This is a genomic window from Gemmatimonadales bacterium (genome assembly GCA_036265815.1).
Lineage (GTDB): Bacteria > Gemmatimonadota > Gemmatimonadetes > Gemmatimonadales > GWC2-71-9 > CAVVWJ01.
This window is the reverse complement of the sequence record DATAOI010000113.1, coordinates 67,860-84,555: the sequence shown is the minus strand read 5'-3', so window position 1 is coordinate 84,555 and position 16,696 is coordinate 67,860. Positions and strand designations below refer to the sequence as shown.

Genomic DNA, 16,696 nt, shown 5'->3' with positions numbered 1-16,696 from the left:
CTCTACATTACGATTCGCAGCACGCCGGCTTCGGCGCTACCACGAATGAAGGCCTCCGCGTCGGTGGTGGGGATGACGACACCGGTCTCGGTCTGCCCCCGCCGAGCCAGGCTCGCCATGAAGTCGCTGAGGGAGCCGTGGGCCCATTCGCGGTCCGCGGCTTTCATCTGCAGCAGGATCTCGTCCCAGGTCCCCCGGATCGCCTGCCCGCCCAAGGTCACGACCAGGTGGGATTCGCCCTGGCCCGGCCGCTTCTGCATCGCATGGAGCTCGCTCAGGAGGGTGCCGAAGAGCTCCAGCTGGTGCGGGTCGCGCACCGTGCCGTCGGGCTGCTGTGCTTCCACTTCGGCGAGCAGCATGTCGATCGGGTCGGGCTCGCCGGCCACCTCGCTCAGGCGCGCGAGCCAGGGCGTCAGCTCGGGATCTTCGTCGGGCAGGCGGTAGACCGTCTTCTTGAGCTCGATGTGCCGCCAGATGCCCAGCTCGTCGAAATGGTCCTCCGGCTGGGTCCGTTCCAGCTGGTGCAGCGCCGCCTCCGTCTCCCCCCGGTCGTAGAGCAGGTTGGCGAGATAGATCCTCGCCTCGGCGTAGCCGGCATCGATCTCCAGCGCGCGGCGGAGCCAATAGAGCGAGCCCGCGTCGTTGCCCAGGCGATGCGAGGCGTACCCCAGGCACGCGGCCGCATCCGGCGAATCGGGGTGGGCCGACGCCGCCAGATCGAAGAACCGGTGCGCGGGCCCCACCAGACCCTCGCGAAAGAGGGCCCGTCCCACCTGCAGCATCAATTCGTGGTCGTCCTGAAAGCCCAGCTGGAGGATCCGCTCGAACGCCCGCATCGAGCCTGGGCGGTCGCCCACCTTGAGCAGGGTCTCCCCCAATCCGGCCAGGCCGTCTTCGTGGTCGGGGTCCAGGGCCAGGGCCTGCTCGAAGCTCCGCCGGGCCCAGGCGTACTCCTCCCGGGCGAGGTGGGCATAGGCCCTTCCGACATGGAGCTCGACAGCATGGGGGTAGAGCGAGATGCCTTCCTTGAGGATCGTCAGGGCTTCATCGTACCGGCCTTCATTATAGAGGTGATGCGCTTGTTCGTCGAAGTCGTCGGAGCTGAGGAATGCGCCCGACATCGGCCGGCCTCCGGCGGGTAGGTTACTGCAACTTAGGAACTTCCGTGGTGGGGAGCAAGAGAACAGCGGGGGTTGTCTTGACGGGTTCGAGGGGGCTGATATATTACTGACCGGTCAGTTATTTATATTCCCACGCGAGAGGCACCCTTGGCAAGCCCCGATCCCACCGACACCGCCATCCCCCGCTGGCAACGCCGCCCCGAGGCCCGCCCCGAGGAGATCATCGACGCCGCCCAGCAGGTGTTCTGCGAGCACGGCTTCGCCCGATCCAAGCTGGAGGATGTGGCCCGACTGGCCGGGGTGAGCAAGGGCACGGTGTATCTCTATTTCGATTCCAAAGAATCCCTCTTCCGTGAGATGGTCCGGGCCAAGGTCGTCGCGGCCCTCACCGAAGCGGAGGAGATCGTCCGCAGCCATGAAGGCCCCTGCCGGGAGCTGCTGGCCGGACTGGTCCGGCGGATGTACCACCGGATGCGCAACGACCAGATGGCTCGGATCAGCCGGCTGGTCCATGCGGAGCTGAGCAACTTCCCGGAGCTGGCCAAGTTCTACTTCGAGGAAGTGATCCTCCGTGCCCGCCGGCTGGTGGAGGACGTGATCCGGCGGGGCGTCGAATCCGGCGAGTTCCGTCCGGTGGCGCACGGGTTCGCGGCGCGGGGACTGTGCTCTCTCCTGGTGCAGACCGCCCAGGTGCAGTGCTTCTTCCACCGCTTCGATCCCGGCGCCCTGTCCGAAGAGCAGACGCTCGAAGGCTTGATCGACCTGTACCTGAACGGTGTCCTGGCGCGCCCAACCGACCCGGGCCAGCTTCCGGCGCCTGACGCACTCTGAGGAATTGCCGCATGCCTCGCCTTCTGATCACCGTGGTGCTGCTCGCGCTGGGCTCGGTCGGTCCGCTCGGCGCCCAGCAGCAGCCCGTCACCCCGACCGGCCCCCTCACCCTGCTGCAGGCGATCTCGCTGGGCCGCCGCCAGGGAGTCGATGCCGCGGTCGCCCGGCTCAACGTGCGGGCGGCTGACGCCAAGGTCGGCGAGCGTCGGGCGGACCTGCTACCCAACATCAGCGGCAACGCCTCGTATCTGCGCCAGACTCTCAACCTCGATCAGTTCGGCATCCCGGTGGCCACCGGAGTCACCGACCCGTTCAACATCCTCACCCTGCAGCTCCGGGGCGAGCAGCTGCTGTTCGATGCCGGCACGATCACCCGGCTCCGGGCGGCGCGAGATACCGCGGTCGCGGCCGGCCTCGATGCTCAAGCCGTCGGCGAGATTGCCGGCGCCACGGCCGGACTCGCCTACCTCCGCGCGCTCAGCGCCAACGAGACGATCCGCGCGAGAGAGGCGGACAGCACCGTCGCGGCGCAGCTGCTCGGCCAGGCGCGCCAATTGGTCACGGCCGGCGTCAGTCCGGCCATCGACGCGACCCGCAGCGAAGTCAGTTTCGCCTCGGTCCGCACCCAGCTCGAGGTCGCCCGCAACGCGGCCGACCGTGCCCAGCTCGATCTGCTGCGCACGCTCGATCTTCCCTCGGGGACCCGGCTCCGGTTGGCCGATTCACTGGGCCTCGGCACCCTCGACCTGCCCCTCGCCCCCGATACCGCCGCTGCGTTTGCCCGGGAGCACCGGGCCGAGCTCGCCGCCGAGCGCAGCCGGACCAAGGCGGCCCGCAACTCGCTCACGGCCATTCGGCAGGAGAACCTGCCCAACCTCTCGCTCAACGGGGCCTATCAGCAGACCGGACGGCAGAGCAGTACCCTGGAGGGGAGCTACAACGTGCAGTTGCTGCTCAGCGTCCCGATTCTCGACGGATTCCGCCGGCAGAGTCGGGCCAAGGAGCAGTCCGCCCGCCTGGAGGTGCAGGAGATCCGGGAGCACGACCTGGTGAATCGGGTCGAGACCGAGGCACGGCAGGCCGTGCTCGACCTCGCCTCCGCCCAGCAGCAGGTAGCCATCGCCGGCGATCGGCTGCGCCTGGCGGAGCAGGAGCTGGCGCAGGCCCAGGAGCGTTTTCAGAGTGGGGTGGCCAGCAGCGTGGAGACGACCAACGCCCAGGGTTCGGTGATCGGCGCGCGTGACGCGCTGATCCAGGCCCGAGTGAATTACGGCACCGCCCGGGTGAGCGCCTACCGGGCCCTCGGTGTCATCGACCAACTGAAATAGACCGCGTACCCCGAACGAGACCGAACATGTCGACCGATATCGCAATTGACGTTCCCGCGACTGCCGCGCCCGAGGCGACCAAGTCCGGGTCCCGCCGTCTGACCATTCTGGTCGCGATCCTGCTGGTTCTCACCCTGGCCGGCTGGGGGGTGCGCCGATACATCTTCTCCCGGCACCATGTGACCTCGGACAACGCGCAGGTCGACGGTCACATCACGGTGATCAGTCCCCGGATTCAGGGCTTCATCGCCCGCGTGCTGGTGGAGGAGAATCAGCACGTCAAGGCGGGCGACACCCTCGTGGTGCTCGACGACCGCGACGTGGAAGTCCGGCTGCAACAGGCGGAGGCAGAGCTGCGCGACGCCCAGACCGCCGTCAGCTTGCGCGGCCGCGCGGGTCAGGCGGAGGCGCAGCTTCGGGCCACCCAGGCGCAGGCGGCATCGGCCGAGGCGGCGGTCGCCGCGGCCCAGGCGAATTTCCGGAAGGCCGCGGCCGACTTGGAGCGCTATCGCGGGCTGGCCGCCAAGCAGATCGTCTCCGCCCAGCAGCTCGATGCCGCCCAGGCGGCCTACGACGCCGCCAACGCCAACCTGATGGCGGCCCAGAAGCAGGCCGCGGCCGCAGGCAGTCAGGTCTCCGCCTCGGGCGCGGCGGTCCGGGGCGCCGATGCCCGGATGGCGGCCGCCCAGGCGGCCGTGGAGAACGCGCAGCTGCAGCTCAGCTATAGTGCGCTGCTCGCGCCGGTCGACGGGATGGTGGCCAAGCGCACCGCCGAGCCCGGAGCGCTGGTGCAGGTGGGACAGAACCTGATGTCGATCGTGCCCGACAAGGACATCTGGGTCACCGCCAACCTCAAGGAGACCCAGCTCGAGCACGTCCGGGTGGGCGACCCTGTGGAGTTCACGGTGGACGCGTACGGCGATCTCAAGTTCCAGGGCAAGGTCGAGAGCCTGAGCCCGGCCACGGGTGCGCGTTTCGCCCTGCTTCCGCCCGACAACGCCACCGGCAACTTCACCAAGGTGGTGCAGCGCGTACCGGTGCGAATCGCGGTGGAGCAGTCGGCCGACCCGGCGCACCCGTTGCGGCCGGGCATGTCGGTGGACGTCACCATCGCCACCGACTGAGTGGGCCATGGGCACCCTGGCGCTTCCCTCACCGGTCCGCGCGCTCTCGCGCGATGCGGTCTTTCGGGCCCGCTACGTCATCGCCTTCGCGGTGACTCTGGCGAGCGTGCTCGAGCTGGTGGACACCAGCATCGTGAACGTCGCGATTCCCCACATGATGGGGAACCTCGGGGCCACCCTCGACGAGGTGGCGTGGGTCAGCACCGGATACATCGTCGCCAACGTCATCGTGCTGCCGCTCACCAGCTGGCTCTCGGAGCGCTTCGGCCGGAGGAACTACTACACAGGCTCGATCCTGCTGTTCACGGCCGCGTCCTTCTTCTGCGGCAGCGCGCGGTCGCTCGAGGCCCTGGTGGTCTGGCGGGTGGTGCAGGGCATAGGCGGGGGGGCGCTCATCAGCACCGCGCAGGCGATCCTGTTCGACGTCTTTCCCCTGCACGAGCGCGCCAAGGCGATGGCCATCTTCGGCATGGGGGTCATGGTGGGCCCGACCCTGGGTCCTACCCTCGGCGGCTGGATCACCGACAACTACTCCTGGCCCTGGATCTTCTACATCAACGTGCCGCTCGGCCTGCTGGCCGGGTTCATGACCTGGCGCAACGTGCCCGAGCCGACCCACGCGGTGACGCGGAGCGACGGCGTGGACTGGCTGGGGCTGGTCTTCCTCATTCTCGGCATCGGCGCGCTGCAGATCCTGCTGGAGCGCGGCGAGTCGAAGGACTGGTTCGAGTCTCGCGAGATCATGGTCGAGAGCGTCGTCGCCGGGCTCGGGATGCTGCTGTTCATCTGGCAGGAGCTCCGCGTGAGGAATCCGATCGTCAACCTCCGTATCCTCAAGAACCGCCAGCTCACCGCCGGGGTGATCTTCGGTCTGATGCTCGGGTTCGCTCTCTATGCCAGCGTCTTTGCCCTGCCGGTGTTTCTACAGAATCTGCTGGGCTACACCGCCTGGGATACCGGCAAGGTGATCCTGCCCGGCGCCATCGCGGCCGCCATCACCATGGCCAGCATGGGGCGGCTCGCCCCCAAGATCGATGCGCGGGCACTGATCACTCTCGGCGTCCTCCTCTTTCTCTGGTCGATGTGGATGCACGCCCACCTCACCACCCAGAGCGGAACCGGCGACCTGTTCTGGCCCATGATTCTCCGGGGCGTCGGGCTGGGCTTCATCTTCGTCCCCTTGACCGGGGTGGCGGTGGCCGATCTCGAGCCCAACCAGCTGGCCCAGGGTACCGGCCTCTTCAACCTCTCCCGCCAGCTGGGAGGGAGCTTCGGCATCGCGGTCACCGCCACCTTGCTCACCCGCCTTACCGAGCGGAGCCGGGAGGCGCTGCTGCCCCATCTGACGGCCGGAGACTCGGTCACCCGGGGCTGGCTCCAGCAGGTGACCGGCCGGCTGCTCGGCGAGGGCGGTACCCTGGCACAGGCACAGATGAAGGCCCACGCGCTCCTAGAAGGCGCGCTGCACGCGCAGGCATCCATGATCGCCTTCGAGAAGGTATTCCTGATCATGGGCATCACGTTCACCTGCGCGCTCCCGCTGCTCTTCCTCTTCCGCACCGGACATCCCCGCGGCGGCGCCCCGGCCCACTGAGGCGCGCCGCCCGCCGCGGCTCCGGTGCTGGTGGCGAGGCCGGATCGGCGTAGCTTTCCCGCGTGACCTTCCAGCGTAAGCTCCTGCTCGGATTCTCCCTGATGGTGCTGCCCGCGCTCCTGGTCGGCGCGGAGGCGATCCGCAGCAACGTGCTGGAGCGCCGGGCGCTTCAGGCGCTGGGCGAGAGCATGTCCCGCACCCGCACCTACGCGGAGCTGGAGACCGCGATGTTCGACCAGAGCGAGGTGATCTGGCGCTATCTGAGCGGCCTCGATCCCGGGGCGCGGAAGGAGTTTCAACTGACCGGCGAGGTGGTCGACTACTGGCAGCAGAAGTGGCGGGCGGAGCTCCGGCCCGAGGAGATGCAATTGGCGGACGGGGTGGCCGGGGTGCAACGTCAGATTGTCGCGGTGGCGGACAGCATCTTCGTGCTCTACGACGCCGGTCAGCGGGAGACCGCCTACCGTCTGGCGCAGCGCGAGCTCAAGGCCCGTCTGCTGCCCGCCCTGACCGCCCTGAACCGGGAGATCTATCGCCGGGCGCGTGAGTCCAGCGTGCGTGGTGCCTACACCAGGCTGGAGGAGATCCTCCGGGCCGAGGGTCGGACCCTGCTCGCGATCATCGTCCTCTCGATGGCCGCGGGACTCCTCGCCTCCTGGGCGATCTCGCGGAGCCTCGCCCGGCCGGTCAGCGAGCTCACCCGAGCCATGGCATTCGTGGGATCGGGCGAGCTCGATCATCCCATCCCGGTCACCTCCCGGGATGAGATCGGCGATCTCGCCAGCGCGCTGGGCAGCATGACCGAGAATCTGCGGCAGTCCCGCGCCGACATGGTGCGGCTCAACGGCGAGCTCGAGCGCAAGATCGTCCAGCTCGAGCGGACCCAGGCCCAGCTGGTCCAGTCCGAGAAGCTCGCGTCCATCGGCGAAATGGCGGCAGCAGTGGCGCACGGGCTTCGGAACCCGCTCGGCAGCCTCCGTGCGGCGGCCCAGCTGGTCCGCGGCCACCCGGAGTCGCCCTCCTCGCGCGAGCACCTGGACGCCATCATCGAGGAGGTCGATCGGCTCGACCGACGGATCAGCCACCTGTTGAGCTTCAGCCGTCCCGCGCCCTACCGGCCGATGCCGGAGAGCCTCCCCCGACTGGTCGAGGGGCTGCTACCCGCCTTTGCCGAGCCGCTCCGGGAGCATCGGGTCGAGCTGGAGGTGGCAATGGCCCCCGACCTGCCAGAGGTCCGGGTGGATCCGATGCAGCTGGAGCAGGCGGTGGTGGAGGTCGTCTCCAACGCGCTGGATGCGATGCCCGCGGGCGGGCGGCTCAGGATCGCCGGAGCGGCCGAAGACGGCGCGGCCGGTCCACCCGAAGTGTCCTTGACGGTCAGCGACACGGGCCCCGGCATTCCCGAGCGGGTCCTTGCCTCGGTCTGCGAGCCATTCTTCACCACCCGTCAGGAGGGCACCGGACTGGGCCTGGCCATCGCCAAGCGCTACATCGAGCAGAACGGCGGGCGTCTGGAGATCGAAAGCCGGGTCGGTGAGGGAACCACGGTGCGGATCCGATTGCCCGCGAGGGTCGAGGCATGAGCGGCTCCACGGTGCTGATCGTCGATGACGAGCGGACCCTGGCCCGAGCGGTGAAGGGCTTCCTGACCGAGTCGGGGTACGAGGCCGAGGTCGCGGGCGACGCGGAGCAGGCGCTTCGTCTCCTGGAAACGCTCCGCCCGGACGTCGTCTTCACCGACGTTCGGCTGCCCGGCATGAGCGGCATCGACCTGCTGCGCCGGATCCGGGAGTTCGACGCCGCCATCCCCGTCATCATCATGACCGCGCACGGCACCATCGAGGGCGCGGTCGAGGCGGTGAAGCTCGGCGCGTTCGACTACCTCAAGAAGCCGGTCGACCTCGAAGAGCTCAAGCTCCTGGCCGACCGGGCCCGCGAGACCTCACAGATCAAGCAGGAGCTCTCCTACTACCGGCGCCGAGCCACCGCACCCGACCTCCCGGTCGCCGGGATGGTAGGCCAGTCACCCGGGCTCCGGGCGGTGCTGGACCAGGCCCGGCAGGTCGCCGCCCTGCAGGAGACCCCGCCGGTTCTGATCACCGGCGAGACCGGTACGGGCAAGGGTCTCATCGCCCACATTATCCATGGGGCGAGCCCGCGCGCCAACCGGCCATTCATCGAAGTGAACTGCACTGCCCTTCCCGCCAATCTGATGGAGGCCGAGCTCTTCGGGCACGAGCGGGGAGCCTTCACCGACGCTAAAGAATCCAAGATGGGTCTGTTCGAGGCGGCGGAGGGAGGATTTCTCTTGCTGGACGAGGTGGGAGACCTCGAGCTGCAGCTCCAGGGAAAGCTGCTCAAAGCCGTCGAGGACCGGAGCGTCCGCCGCGTGGGAGGCGTACGGGACCGCCGGATCGACGTTCGCATCCTGGCCGCCACCAACCGCGACCTCGAGCGGGAGGCCCAGCGCGAGCAGTTCCGCCGGGACCTCTACTTCCGGCTCGCCGTGATCATCCTCCATCTGCCGCCGCTGCGCGAGCGTGGCGGCGACATCCTGATCCTGGCGGAGCACTTTCTCCGGCGCTTCAACGCCAAGTATGGCAAGGACGTCCGTGTCATCGACAGCCGGGCGCGGGAGCTGCTCCTGTCCTACCCCTGGCCGGGCAACGTACGTGAGCTGAGCCACGTGATGGAGCGCGCCGTGCTCTGGAGCCGGGGCGAGGCCACCCTGGAAGTGGAGCACCTCTCGCTGGGGGACCCGCTGCGCTCGAGCCCCGCCCCGGACAGCGTGGCGCCTGAGCCGGGTCCACTGCCAGAGTCGTCGGCCATTCCGGCCACGCCGACGCTGCCGGCGCCGGGAGTGGATCTGGAGCGGTGGGAGAAATCGCTGATCGAGCAGGCGCTTCGGGAAGCAGACGGCAATCAGACCAAGGCGGCGCAACGGTTGGGCATCACTCGCGATACCCTGCGCTACCGGCTCAAGAAGCACGGCATCCAAGCCTGACGGGCCGAATGAGTTGGGTGAGATCACCCAACTGGGTTGAATGCCCCGCTCGCCGGCCAGCACCCCCAGCCGGCAGCAGATCCGGGTTTCCTCACCTAATTATCGAGAGCACAACTGCTTGGCCGCTCGATGTCGGCCGCGGCCGTCGCGGCACGGGCGCTGCATAGTGGAGGGCGTCGTCGGGTCAGTGAAGGGCCCGGCTGGGTGGAATCACCCACAGCAGAAACGCGGGGCCGACCCGGCCCAACCCATCACACCACGGAGGAACTGATGAAGTGGACCAAGCCCGAAGCTGAAGTCGTGGCCGTCACGATGGAAGTGACCGCCTACGTCGCGACGCTCTAAACCGCAGCACTGACTTCGGGGGGCTCGCGAAAGCGAGCCCCTCGGTGTTTTCAGGTGCAGGTCATCCTCCTCGGTACCGCCGCGGGCGGCGGCTTTCCCCAATGGAACTGTTGGTGCCCGTCCTGTCGTGTGGCGCGGGCGGAGCCGCATCGCGCGCACCCGCGGTCGCAATCGTCTGCGGCGGTGAGCGTGGACGGGGAGCGCTGGTTCTTGCTCAACGCCTCGCCCGACGTCCACGCGCAGCTTGCCCGTCTGCCGGCCCGACCGACCGGCGTGCGGCACGCGCCGGTCGAGGGCATCGTACTGACCGACGCGGAGCTGGACCATTCCCTGGGGATCGTACTGCTCCGAGAGGCGAGACAGCTGCAGGTATGCGCAACCCACGCGGTTCGCCAGGTATTGGAGGCCGATTCGCGCCTCCTTCCGGTCACCCGGGCCTTCGCCGAGGTGCGGGTGACCGATCTGCCCTCCGAGGGCGCCATGGCCCTGTGCTACCGTGACGGCGGCGACAGCGGGCTCGCCGTGTCCAGCTTCGAGGTGCCCGCCGGCCCTCCGCGCTTTGCCCGGGAGGAGCTGCCGGGGCATACGGTGGGCCTGGTGCTGAGCGATCTGGCCAGTGGCGCCTCCTGTGCCTTCGTCCCGGGCTGCGGCGGGCTCGACGATTCCCTGGTGAAGCGCCTCGCCGCCGCCGACCTGGTCCTCTTCGATGGTACCTTCTGGACCGACGACGAGCTGATCCGGCTGAGTATAGGAGAGCGAACCGCCCGCCAGATGGATCACCTGCCGGTGTCCGGCCCCGATGGAAGCCTGGAGCGCCTGGCCGCGCTGCCCGGCCGTCGGGTGTACACCCACATCAACAACACCAACCCCATGCTCCTGGAGGATGGTCCAGAGCGGGCCCTGGTGGAGCGCCGCGGCTGGCTGGTGGGGGCCGACGGCATGAGGTTCACCCTCTGACCCGGGCCGCCATGACGACCACCCTGCTTGCCTCCAAGCTCGCCACACCGCCGGCACCGCCGTTCCCCTCGCTGGAGCGGGCGCTCGATCCGGGCGAACTGGAGGACGCGCTCCGGTCGTTCAACGGCTCGTACTACGTCGAGCACCCCTTTCACCAGCTGATGTACCAGGGGCGGCTGACCCAGCGCCAATTCCAGGGCTGGGTGGCCAACCGGCTGGCCTACCAGCGGGTGGTGCCCCGGAAGGATGCGGCCATTCTGTCGAACTGTCCGGACCCCCAGGTGCGCCGGGAGTGGATCCAGCGGATTGTCGACCACGACGGCACGGAGCCGGGCACCGGTGGCATCGAGCTCTGGATACGGCTGGGCGTGTCGCTGGGAGTGCCGCGCGAGGAGATGGAAGACGAGCGGCACGTGTTGCCGGCTGTGCGGCTCATCTGCGAGTCGTACGTGACCTTCTGCAAGAGCCGGCCGTGGCAGGAAGCGGTGGCGTCGTCCTTGACCGAGCTGTTCGCGCCCAAGATCCATCAGCAGCGAATCCAGTCGTTCCCCGTGCACTACCCCTGGATCCCGCCGGAGGCGCTCGACTACTTCAAGAGCCGTCTGGTGCAGGCCCCGCGCGACGTGAGCCACGGACTTCGTGTCGTGAAGCAGTGGGCCACCACCCCGGAGCGGCAGCGCAAGGTGTTCGAGGCGCTCGCGTTCAAGCTCGAGATGCTGTGGGCGATGATCGATACCATTCACAACGCCTATCTCGAGGGGTAGCGGTGTCACTGACCAGCGACTCCGTCCCCCGCCTCTGGCGCCTGGCCCGGTTGGATTTCGACACCGTCCGGGGCCGCCCGGTCCTGCTCTACCCCGAAGGGGCCGTGCTCCTGAACCAGACCGGTGAGGCCGTGCTCAAGCTGGTCGACGGCAAGCGCACGGTGGGAGAGATCGCGACCATTCTGGGGGAGCGCTACCAGGCGGACGTGTCTGCGGATGTGGCCGACTACCTGTCGTATCTGGAGCGAAGGGAGCTGATCCGTGACGCCTGACCATCCTACCACCCTGCTCGCGGAGCTCACGCACCGCTGTCCCCTGCGCTGCCCGTACTGCTCCAACCCGCTGGACCTGATTCGGGCCGAGGGGGAGCTCCGCACCGAGGACTGGAAGCGGGTCTTCACCGAAGCCCGCGAGCTCGGCGTGCTCCAGCTGGGGCTCTCGGGGGGAGAGCCGCTCATCCGTAAGGACCTGGAGGAGCTCGCCACCCACGCGCGCCAGGCGGGCCTCTACACCACGCTGGTCACCTCGGGGCTGGGCCTGACCCGGGTGCGCGCCGAGCGGCTGCGGGATGCCGGGCTGGAGCACATCCAGATCTCCATCCAGGACGTCGACCCCGAGAGCGCCGAGCGGATCGCAGGCGTCAGCTCGGTCAAGCAGAAGCGCGCAGCGGTCGCGCTGGTGCAGGAGTTCGGCTTCGCCTTCTCGGTCAACGTCGTCCTCCACCGTGCCAATCTCGACCGCATCGGCGAGATCATCGAGCTGGCCGCGAGCCTGGGCGCCGACCGCCTGGAGCTGGCCAACACCCAGTATTACGGCTGGGGGCTGGAGAACCGCGCCGCGCTCATGCCGACTCGCGACCAGGTGGCCCGGGCCCAGGTGATCGCCGAGGAGGCCATCCAGCGCTACCGCGGCCGGATGCAGATCATCTTCGTGCTGCCGGACTACTTCGAGCGCTTTCCCAAGGCGTGCTACGGCGGCTGGGGCAAGCTCTACCTGGTGGTCTCCCCGGATGGCCGGGTCCTGCCCTGCCACGGTGCCACCCAGATCACTTCCCTCACCTTCGACAACGTGCGCGATCGCTCGTTGCACTGGATCTGGCAGGAGTCCCCCGCCTTCCAGCTGTTCCGGGGAGACTCCTGGATGAAGGAGCCCTGCCGAACCTGCCCCCGGAAGGCGGTCGATTTCGGTGGGTGCCGCTGCCAGGCCTTCGCGCTGACCGGTGATGCCGCGAACACCGACCCGGTGTGCACCCTGTCGCCCAACCGGGGCATCATCGACGCGGCCGTCGCCGGATCCGAGCGTCCCGCCGAGTACCGCTACCGCATTCTCGCCACCGAGCCACAGCAGGTGTGAGCACGCCCCCGGCCATCGAGACCGAGGGGCTGGGTCGGGATTACGCTGGCGTGCGCGCCCTGCGCGCGCTGGACCTGGTGGTCCCCGCCGGTGCGCTGGTCGGCTTGCTGGGCCCCAACGGCGCCGGCAAGACCACGGCGATGCTCCTCCTGGCCACCATCCTCGCGCCCAGCCGCGGCGCCGCTCGCATCTTCGGCCATGACGTTCGCCGTGACCGCATCGCCGTCCGCCGGCGGCTCGGGCTGGTGTTCCAGGAGACCAGCATCGACGGTCTGCTGACGGTAGAGGAGAACCTCCGTTTCGCGGCTCGCCTGTCGGGGTTGGGGGGATCGCGCGTCCGTGGGGCCGTTACCGAGGCGATGGAGCGCGCCGGCTTGGCCGAACGAGCGGCTCAGCCGGCGCGGCAGCTCTCCGGAGGATGGCGGCGGCTGGTCGACGTCGCCCGCGCCACCCTGCACCGTCCCGACGTCCTCATCCTGGATGAGCCCACGGTCGGCCTGGACCCCGAGCATCGCGAGCGGATCTGGACCATTCTCGCCACTGAGCGGCGGGAGCGCGGCACCACCGTGCTCTTCTCCACCCATTACCTGGCGGAGGCCGAACCGGCAGACCGGGTGGTGCTGCTGGCCGGCGGCGAGGTGGTGGCGGCCGACACGCCGGACGTGCTCCGTGCCGGCGTGGGAGATGAGGTCGCCGACATGGAGGGCCCCGGCGCCGAGCGGCTGGCCCGCGCCCTCCGAGGGCTTGGCGCCGTGGTCACCTTCCTGAAGACCGAGCGAGGATTCCGGATCGGCTTCCGGGGCGAGCGCGAGGCCGTGGTGGCGCTCGCCATGGAGGCACCCGGGATCGAGCGCCTGGCCCTTCGCCCGGCGACTCTGGAGGACGCCTACTTCGCCCGAACCCGGCCGGTGGCCCGATGAGTGCCGCGAGCGCCATTCACGGGATCGTCGCCCGCGACCTCGCGCGCACCACCCGCCAGACCAGCCGGCTCCTCGGGGGTCTGGCACGTCCCTTCATGTGGCTCCTGCTGGTGGGCACAGGCTACAACGCGATTGCCCGGCTGGAGGGCGGCATCTCGTATCAGGCGTTCGTCTTCCCGGGCGTGGTGGTGATGGCGGCGCTGTTCGGCGCCATGCTGACGGCGATCGCGACCGTCTACGACCGCGAGTTCGGGATGCTGCGGCTGATGCTGGCGAGCCCGGCCGGCGTGCCCGCCGTGCTGGTGGGACGGGCTCTCGCCGCGGCGCTGGTCGGGATCGCCCAGGGCACGGTGGTGCTGCTGTTCGCCCCCCTGGTGGCGCTCGCCGACGCGTCAGCGCTCCTCGCCGGATTCGGTGTGCTGCTCCTCGCGTCCGTCAGCAGCGCCATGCTCGGGCTGCTGGTGGCTGCCCGGCTCACCTCGGTGGAGAACTTTGCCGGGGTGATCAACGTGGTGCTTTTTCCCTTGCTGTTCGTGAGCGGCGCGCTCTATCCCACCGGCGGAATGCCCCCGCTGCTTCGCGCCCTGGCCCGGATCAACCCGGTGACCTACCAGGTCGATCTCATGCGGCATGCGTTCCATCAGCCGGCGGAGTTCACGGCCAGCCGGGGCGTCTTCGTTCTCGCCGCGGCGACGCTGCTGGCGTTCGGACTCACCGCGGCCCTGTTCGATCCGGAGCAGCGGTTCGTCGGCAAGCGGGATCCTAAGGGCAGGCCCCCGGCCGGGAGCCCGCCGGGGCCGTAAGACGGGAGAGCCTCACGTCCTGCTCCAGCTTGGAGCGGATGGGTTGAGGTACTGGTCCACCCGCCGGGATGATGCTCTCCACCACGATGTGCCGTACCCACCGAACCAGCCCGATCTGAGGGACCCAGTCCAGCTGCCCGTCCTCCACCGTCACCTGGTGGGTCGGAATTGAGAGGGTGTCTCCCCGAACCGCGGCGAGCTGGGACTCCGCACGAGCCCGCAGGTGCAGCCGCTGCACCACTCGGCCGGCCGCCATGCTGTCCGGCAGGCGCCGGAGCTCGACTCCGCTCGTGTCGGCCCAGCGCTGGCCAACCTCGAGCGGCGTGGTCGGCAAGGGGGGAAGCAGATCCTGCAGCGCGCCGCCCAGCTCCACCACCTCGGCGACCTCGGCCGGGACGAAGGGGCTCGCCAGCCCGGAGTACCCGCCGGCGGGCGTCAGCACCCCACGGTAGCGCCCGCCAAGGAGTCCGTCGGTATCGGGAATGCTCATTCCCGCCGCGCCCTCGCGCCACACCGACAGCGAGTCATACCACCCCACCAGCGCGATCCCGGCCGCGCTGTCGCTCGCGCGTAGGCTCCAGCGGCCGGAGCGGCCGACCGTTTCCTGCCGGCGCCGGCCGGCGGTCTCCACCAGGACTCGACCCCGGGAGATCTCCTCGAACCGGGCACACTGCAGTTGAGCGGCGGTGTAGCGGAAGTCGACCGGCGGGTGAAGGGGGTGGACCCCAGTGGGACCGGGAAGCGCGACCGCCGCGGCCAGCACCACGATGGACCTCATGCTCGGGCGGGGTCGATCCGCTCAGGCCTCGAGCATGAAGGGGTAGCGGTAGTCCTTGGCCGGCGCGAAGGTCTCCTTGATGCTCCGGGGCGACACCCAGCGCAGCAGGTTGAGGATTGAGCCCGCCTTGTCGTTGGTCCCACTCGCCCGCGCGCCGCCGAACGGCTGCTGCCCCACCACGGCCCCGGTGGGCTTGTCGTTGATGTAGTAGTTCCCCGCTGCGTGCCGCAGCGCGCGGTCCGCATCGGCCAGCGCGGCGCGGTCGCGGGAGAAGACGGCCCCGGTGAGCGCGTAGGGACTGGTCCGGTCCACCAGCCCGAGCGTCTCGGTCCACCGGGCCGCGGGGTAGATGTGCACCGTGAGCACCGGCCCGAAGATTTCCTCGCACATGAGACGGTACGCCGGATCCTCGGCCTGGAGCAGGGTGGGCTGGACGAACCAGCCGACGCTGTCGTCCGTGCCGCCGCCGGCCACGATCCGGACGCCGGGGTCTCGCCGCGCCTGCTCCAGATGATCGCGGAGCCGAGTGAAGGCCCGATCGTCGATCACCGCCCCCATGAAGTTCCGGAAATCGGCGACGTCGCCCATCCGGATGTCATCGATCATCCCCACCACGCGGTCGCGGACGGCGGGCCAGAGTGTGTCGGGAATGTACGCCCGCGAGGCCGCGCTGCACTTCTGGCCCTGATACTCGTACGCCCCCCGCACCATCGCCACGGCGAGCGCGTCCGCATCCGCACTCGAGTGGGCGAGAATGAAATCCTTCCCGCCGGTCTCGCCCACGATCCGCGGATAGGCCCGGTAGCGCTCCAGATGATCGGCGATCGTCTTCCAGAGGCTCTGGAACACCGTCGTCGAGCCGGTGAAGTGCACCCCGGCGAGGTCGGGGCTGGCCAGCAGCGCTCGGCTCACTCCGACCGCCTCACCCGGCAGGAAGTTGATGACCCCGGGCGGCAGCCCGGCCTGCTCCAGCAGCGTGAAGAAATGCCAGTTGCTGAGCGCGGCGCTGTGCGCGGGCTTCCACACCACCGCGTTGCCCATGAGCGCGGGCGCGGTGGGGAGATTGCCGCCGATGGCCGTGAAGTTGAACGGGGTGATGGCGTAGACGAAGCCTTCCAGCGGCCGGTGGTCCAGCCGGTTCCAGACGCCGGGCGCGGAGCCAGGCTGTTCCTGGTAGATCCGCTCGGCGTAGTGCACGTTGAATCGCAGGAAGTCGATCAGCTCGCACGCGCTGTCGATCTCCGCCTGGAAGGCCGTCTTGCTCTGGCCCAGCATGGTGGCGGCGTTGAGCCGCTGCCGGGCGCTGGTGGCGAGGAGCTCGGCAGCCTTGAGAAAGACCGCGGCGCGATCCTCGAAGCGCCACTGCGCCCAGTCGCGCTGTGCCTCGACGGCGGAGCGGACGGCGGCGTCGATGGTGGCCTGGTCGGCCAGATGCAGCGTGGCCAGCACTCGCCCGTGGCAGTGCGGGGAGACGACGTTCTGGGTGACCCCGCTTCGGATCTCGCGGCCGCCGACCACGGCGGGGATCTCCGGCCGCTCGGCGCCGACGGCGGCGAGCGCGCTCTTGAGCGCCGACCGCTCCGCGCTTTCCGGCGCGTAGCTCAGCACCGGCTCGTTGAAGGGCTGGGGAATGTTGGAGATACCGCTCATCGTGCGATCCCGGATCGGAGGAGGCGAAAAATAACCGGCGCCCCTCCTATCTGCCCACCCCTTCCGGAGGCTTTCCCGGACCGCCGATGAGCGGCTGGCTCAGCCCCGTGAACCCGTCGCGCCG

At 69.3% G+C, this 16,696-nt stretch carries 15 protein-coding genes; 12 read left to right on the top strand and 3 right to left on the bottom strand.

Annotated features, from left to right (window positions below; translation table 11 throughout):
• Positions 1-2 precede the first annotated feature (2 nt).
• Entirely contained in the window at positions 3-1,121 is a 1,119-nt protein-coding gene (locus VHR41_20820; GenBank protein HEX3236649.1) for a tetratricopeptide repeat protein, read from the bottom strand.
• Positions 1,122-1,268: 147 nt separating this feature from the next.
• Between VHR41_20820 and VHR41_20815 the strand changes: the two genes are divergently transcribed.
• The 12 genes from VHR41_20815 to VHR41_20760 all read left to right on the top strand — a co-directional run bounded on the left by VHR41_20815 (position 1,269) and on the right by VHR41_20760 (position 14,144).
• Positions 1,269-1,952, top strand: a complete 684-nt coding sequence (locus VHR41_20815) for a TetR/AcrR family transcriptional regulator (protein ID HEX3236648.1) — start codon at positions 1,269-1,271, stop codon at positions 1,950-1,952.
• A gap of 11 nt (positions 1,953-1,963) precedes the next feature.
• Positions 1,964-3,280: a TolC family protein gene (locus VHR41_20810; GenBank protein HEX3236647.1), complete on the top strand. Its 1,317-nt coding sequence runs from the start codon at positions 1,964-1,966 to the stop codon at positions 3,278-3,280.
• Positions 3,281-3,306: 26 nt separating this feature from the next.
• Positions 3,307-4,404: an HlyD family secretion protein gene (locus tag VHR41_20805; GenBank protein ID HEX3236646.1), complete on the top strand. Its 1,098-nt coding sequence runs from the start codon at positions 3,307-3,309 to the stop codon at positions 4,402-4,404.
• A gap of 7 nt (positions 4,405-4,411) precedes the next feature.
• The gene (locus VHR41_20800) at positions 4,412-5,998 is read left to right on the top strand and encodes a DHA2 family efflux MFS transporter permease subunit (protein ID HEX3236645.1); all 1,587 of its coding nucleotides are present in this window, start codon (positions 4,412-4,414) and stop codon (positions 5,996-5,998) included.
• Positions 5,999-6,060: 62 nt separating this feature from the next.
• Positions 6,061-7,581, top strand: coding sequence for an ATP-binding protein (locus VHR41_20795; protein HEX3236644.1), 1,521 nt, complete (start codon positions 6,061-6,063; stop codon positions 7,579-7,581).
• Positions 7,578-9,002, top strand: a complete 1,425-nt coding sequence (locus tag VHR41_20790) for a sigma-54 dependent transcriptional regulator (protein ID HEX3236643.1) — start codon at positions 7,578-7,580, stop codon at positions 9,000-9,002. The genes VHR41_20795 and VHR41_20790 overlap by 4 nt, the downstream gene beginning before the upstream one ends.
• A gap of 399 nt (positions 9,003-9,401) precedes the next feature.
• Positions 9,402-10,304: a pyrroloquinoline quinone biosynthesis protein PqqB gene (gene pqqB / locus VHR41_20785; GenBank protein ID HEX3236642.1), complete on the top strand. Its 903-nt coding sequence runs from the start codon at positions 9,402-9,404 to the stop codon at positions 10,302-10,304.
• Between the two features lie 11 nt (positions 10,305-10,315).
• Complete coding sequence (gene pqqC, locus VHR41_20780) at positions 10,316-11,068, top strand: pyrroloquinoline-quinone synthase PqqC (GenBank protein HEX3236641.1); 753 nt, start codon at positions 10,316-10,318, stop codon at positions 11,066-11,068.
• Positions 11,069-11,070: 2 nt separating this feature from the next.
• Complete coding sequence (pqqD, locus tag VHR41_20775; protein HEX3236640.1) at positions 11,071-11,340, top strand: pyrroloquinoline quinone biosynthesis peptide chaperone PqqD; 270 nt, start codon at positions 11,071-11,073, stop codon at positions 11,338-11,340.
• A complete protein-coding gene (pqqE, locus tag VHR41_20770; GenBank protein ID HEX3236639.1) occupies positions 11,330-12,421 on the top strand; it encodes a pyrroloquinoline quinone biosynthesis protein PqqE in 1,092 nt (363 codons plus the stop codon). Before pqqD ends, pqqE begins: the two co-directional genes overlap by 11 nt.
• The gene (locus VHR41_20765; GenBank protein HEX3236638.1) at positions 12,418-13,341 is read left to right on the top strand and encodes an ABC transporter ATP-binding protein; all 924 of its coding nucleotides are present in this window, start codon (positions 12,418-12,420) and stop codon (positions 13,339-13,341) included. The genes pqqE and VHR41_20765 overlap by 4 nt, the downstream gene beginning before the upstream one ends.
• Entirely contained in the window at positions 13,338-14,144 is an 807-nt protein-coding gene (locus VHR41_20760) for an ABC transporter permease (GenBank protein ID HEX3236637.1), read from the top strand. The genes VHR41_20765 and VHR41_20760 overlap by 4 nt, the downstream gene beginning before the upstream one ends.
• On the opposite strand, the gene VHR41_20755 is transcribed toward VHR41_20760, so the two are convergent.
• Both VHR41_20755 and pruA read right to left on the bottom strand, forming a co-directional pair.
• Positions 14,104-14,922, bottom strand: a complete 819-nt coding sequence (locus VHR41_20755; GenBank protein HEX3236636.1) for a hypothetical protein — start codon at positions 14,920-14,922, stop codon at positions 14,104-14,106. The genes VHR41_20760 and VHR41_20755 overlap by 41 nt on opposite strands.
• A 21-nt stretch (positions 14,923-14,943) precedes the next feature.
• Positions 14,944-16,572, bottom strand: a complete 1,629-nt coding sequence (gene pruA, locus VHR41_20750) for an L-glutamate gamma-semialdehyde dehydrogenase (GenBank protein HEX3236635.1) — start codon at positions 16,570-16,572, stop codon at positions 14,944-14,946.
• Positions 16,573-16,696: the final 124 nt, after the last annotated feature.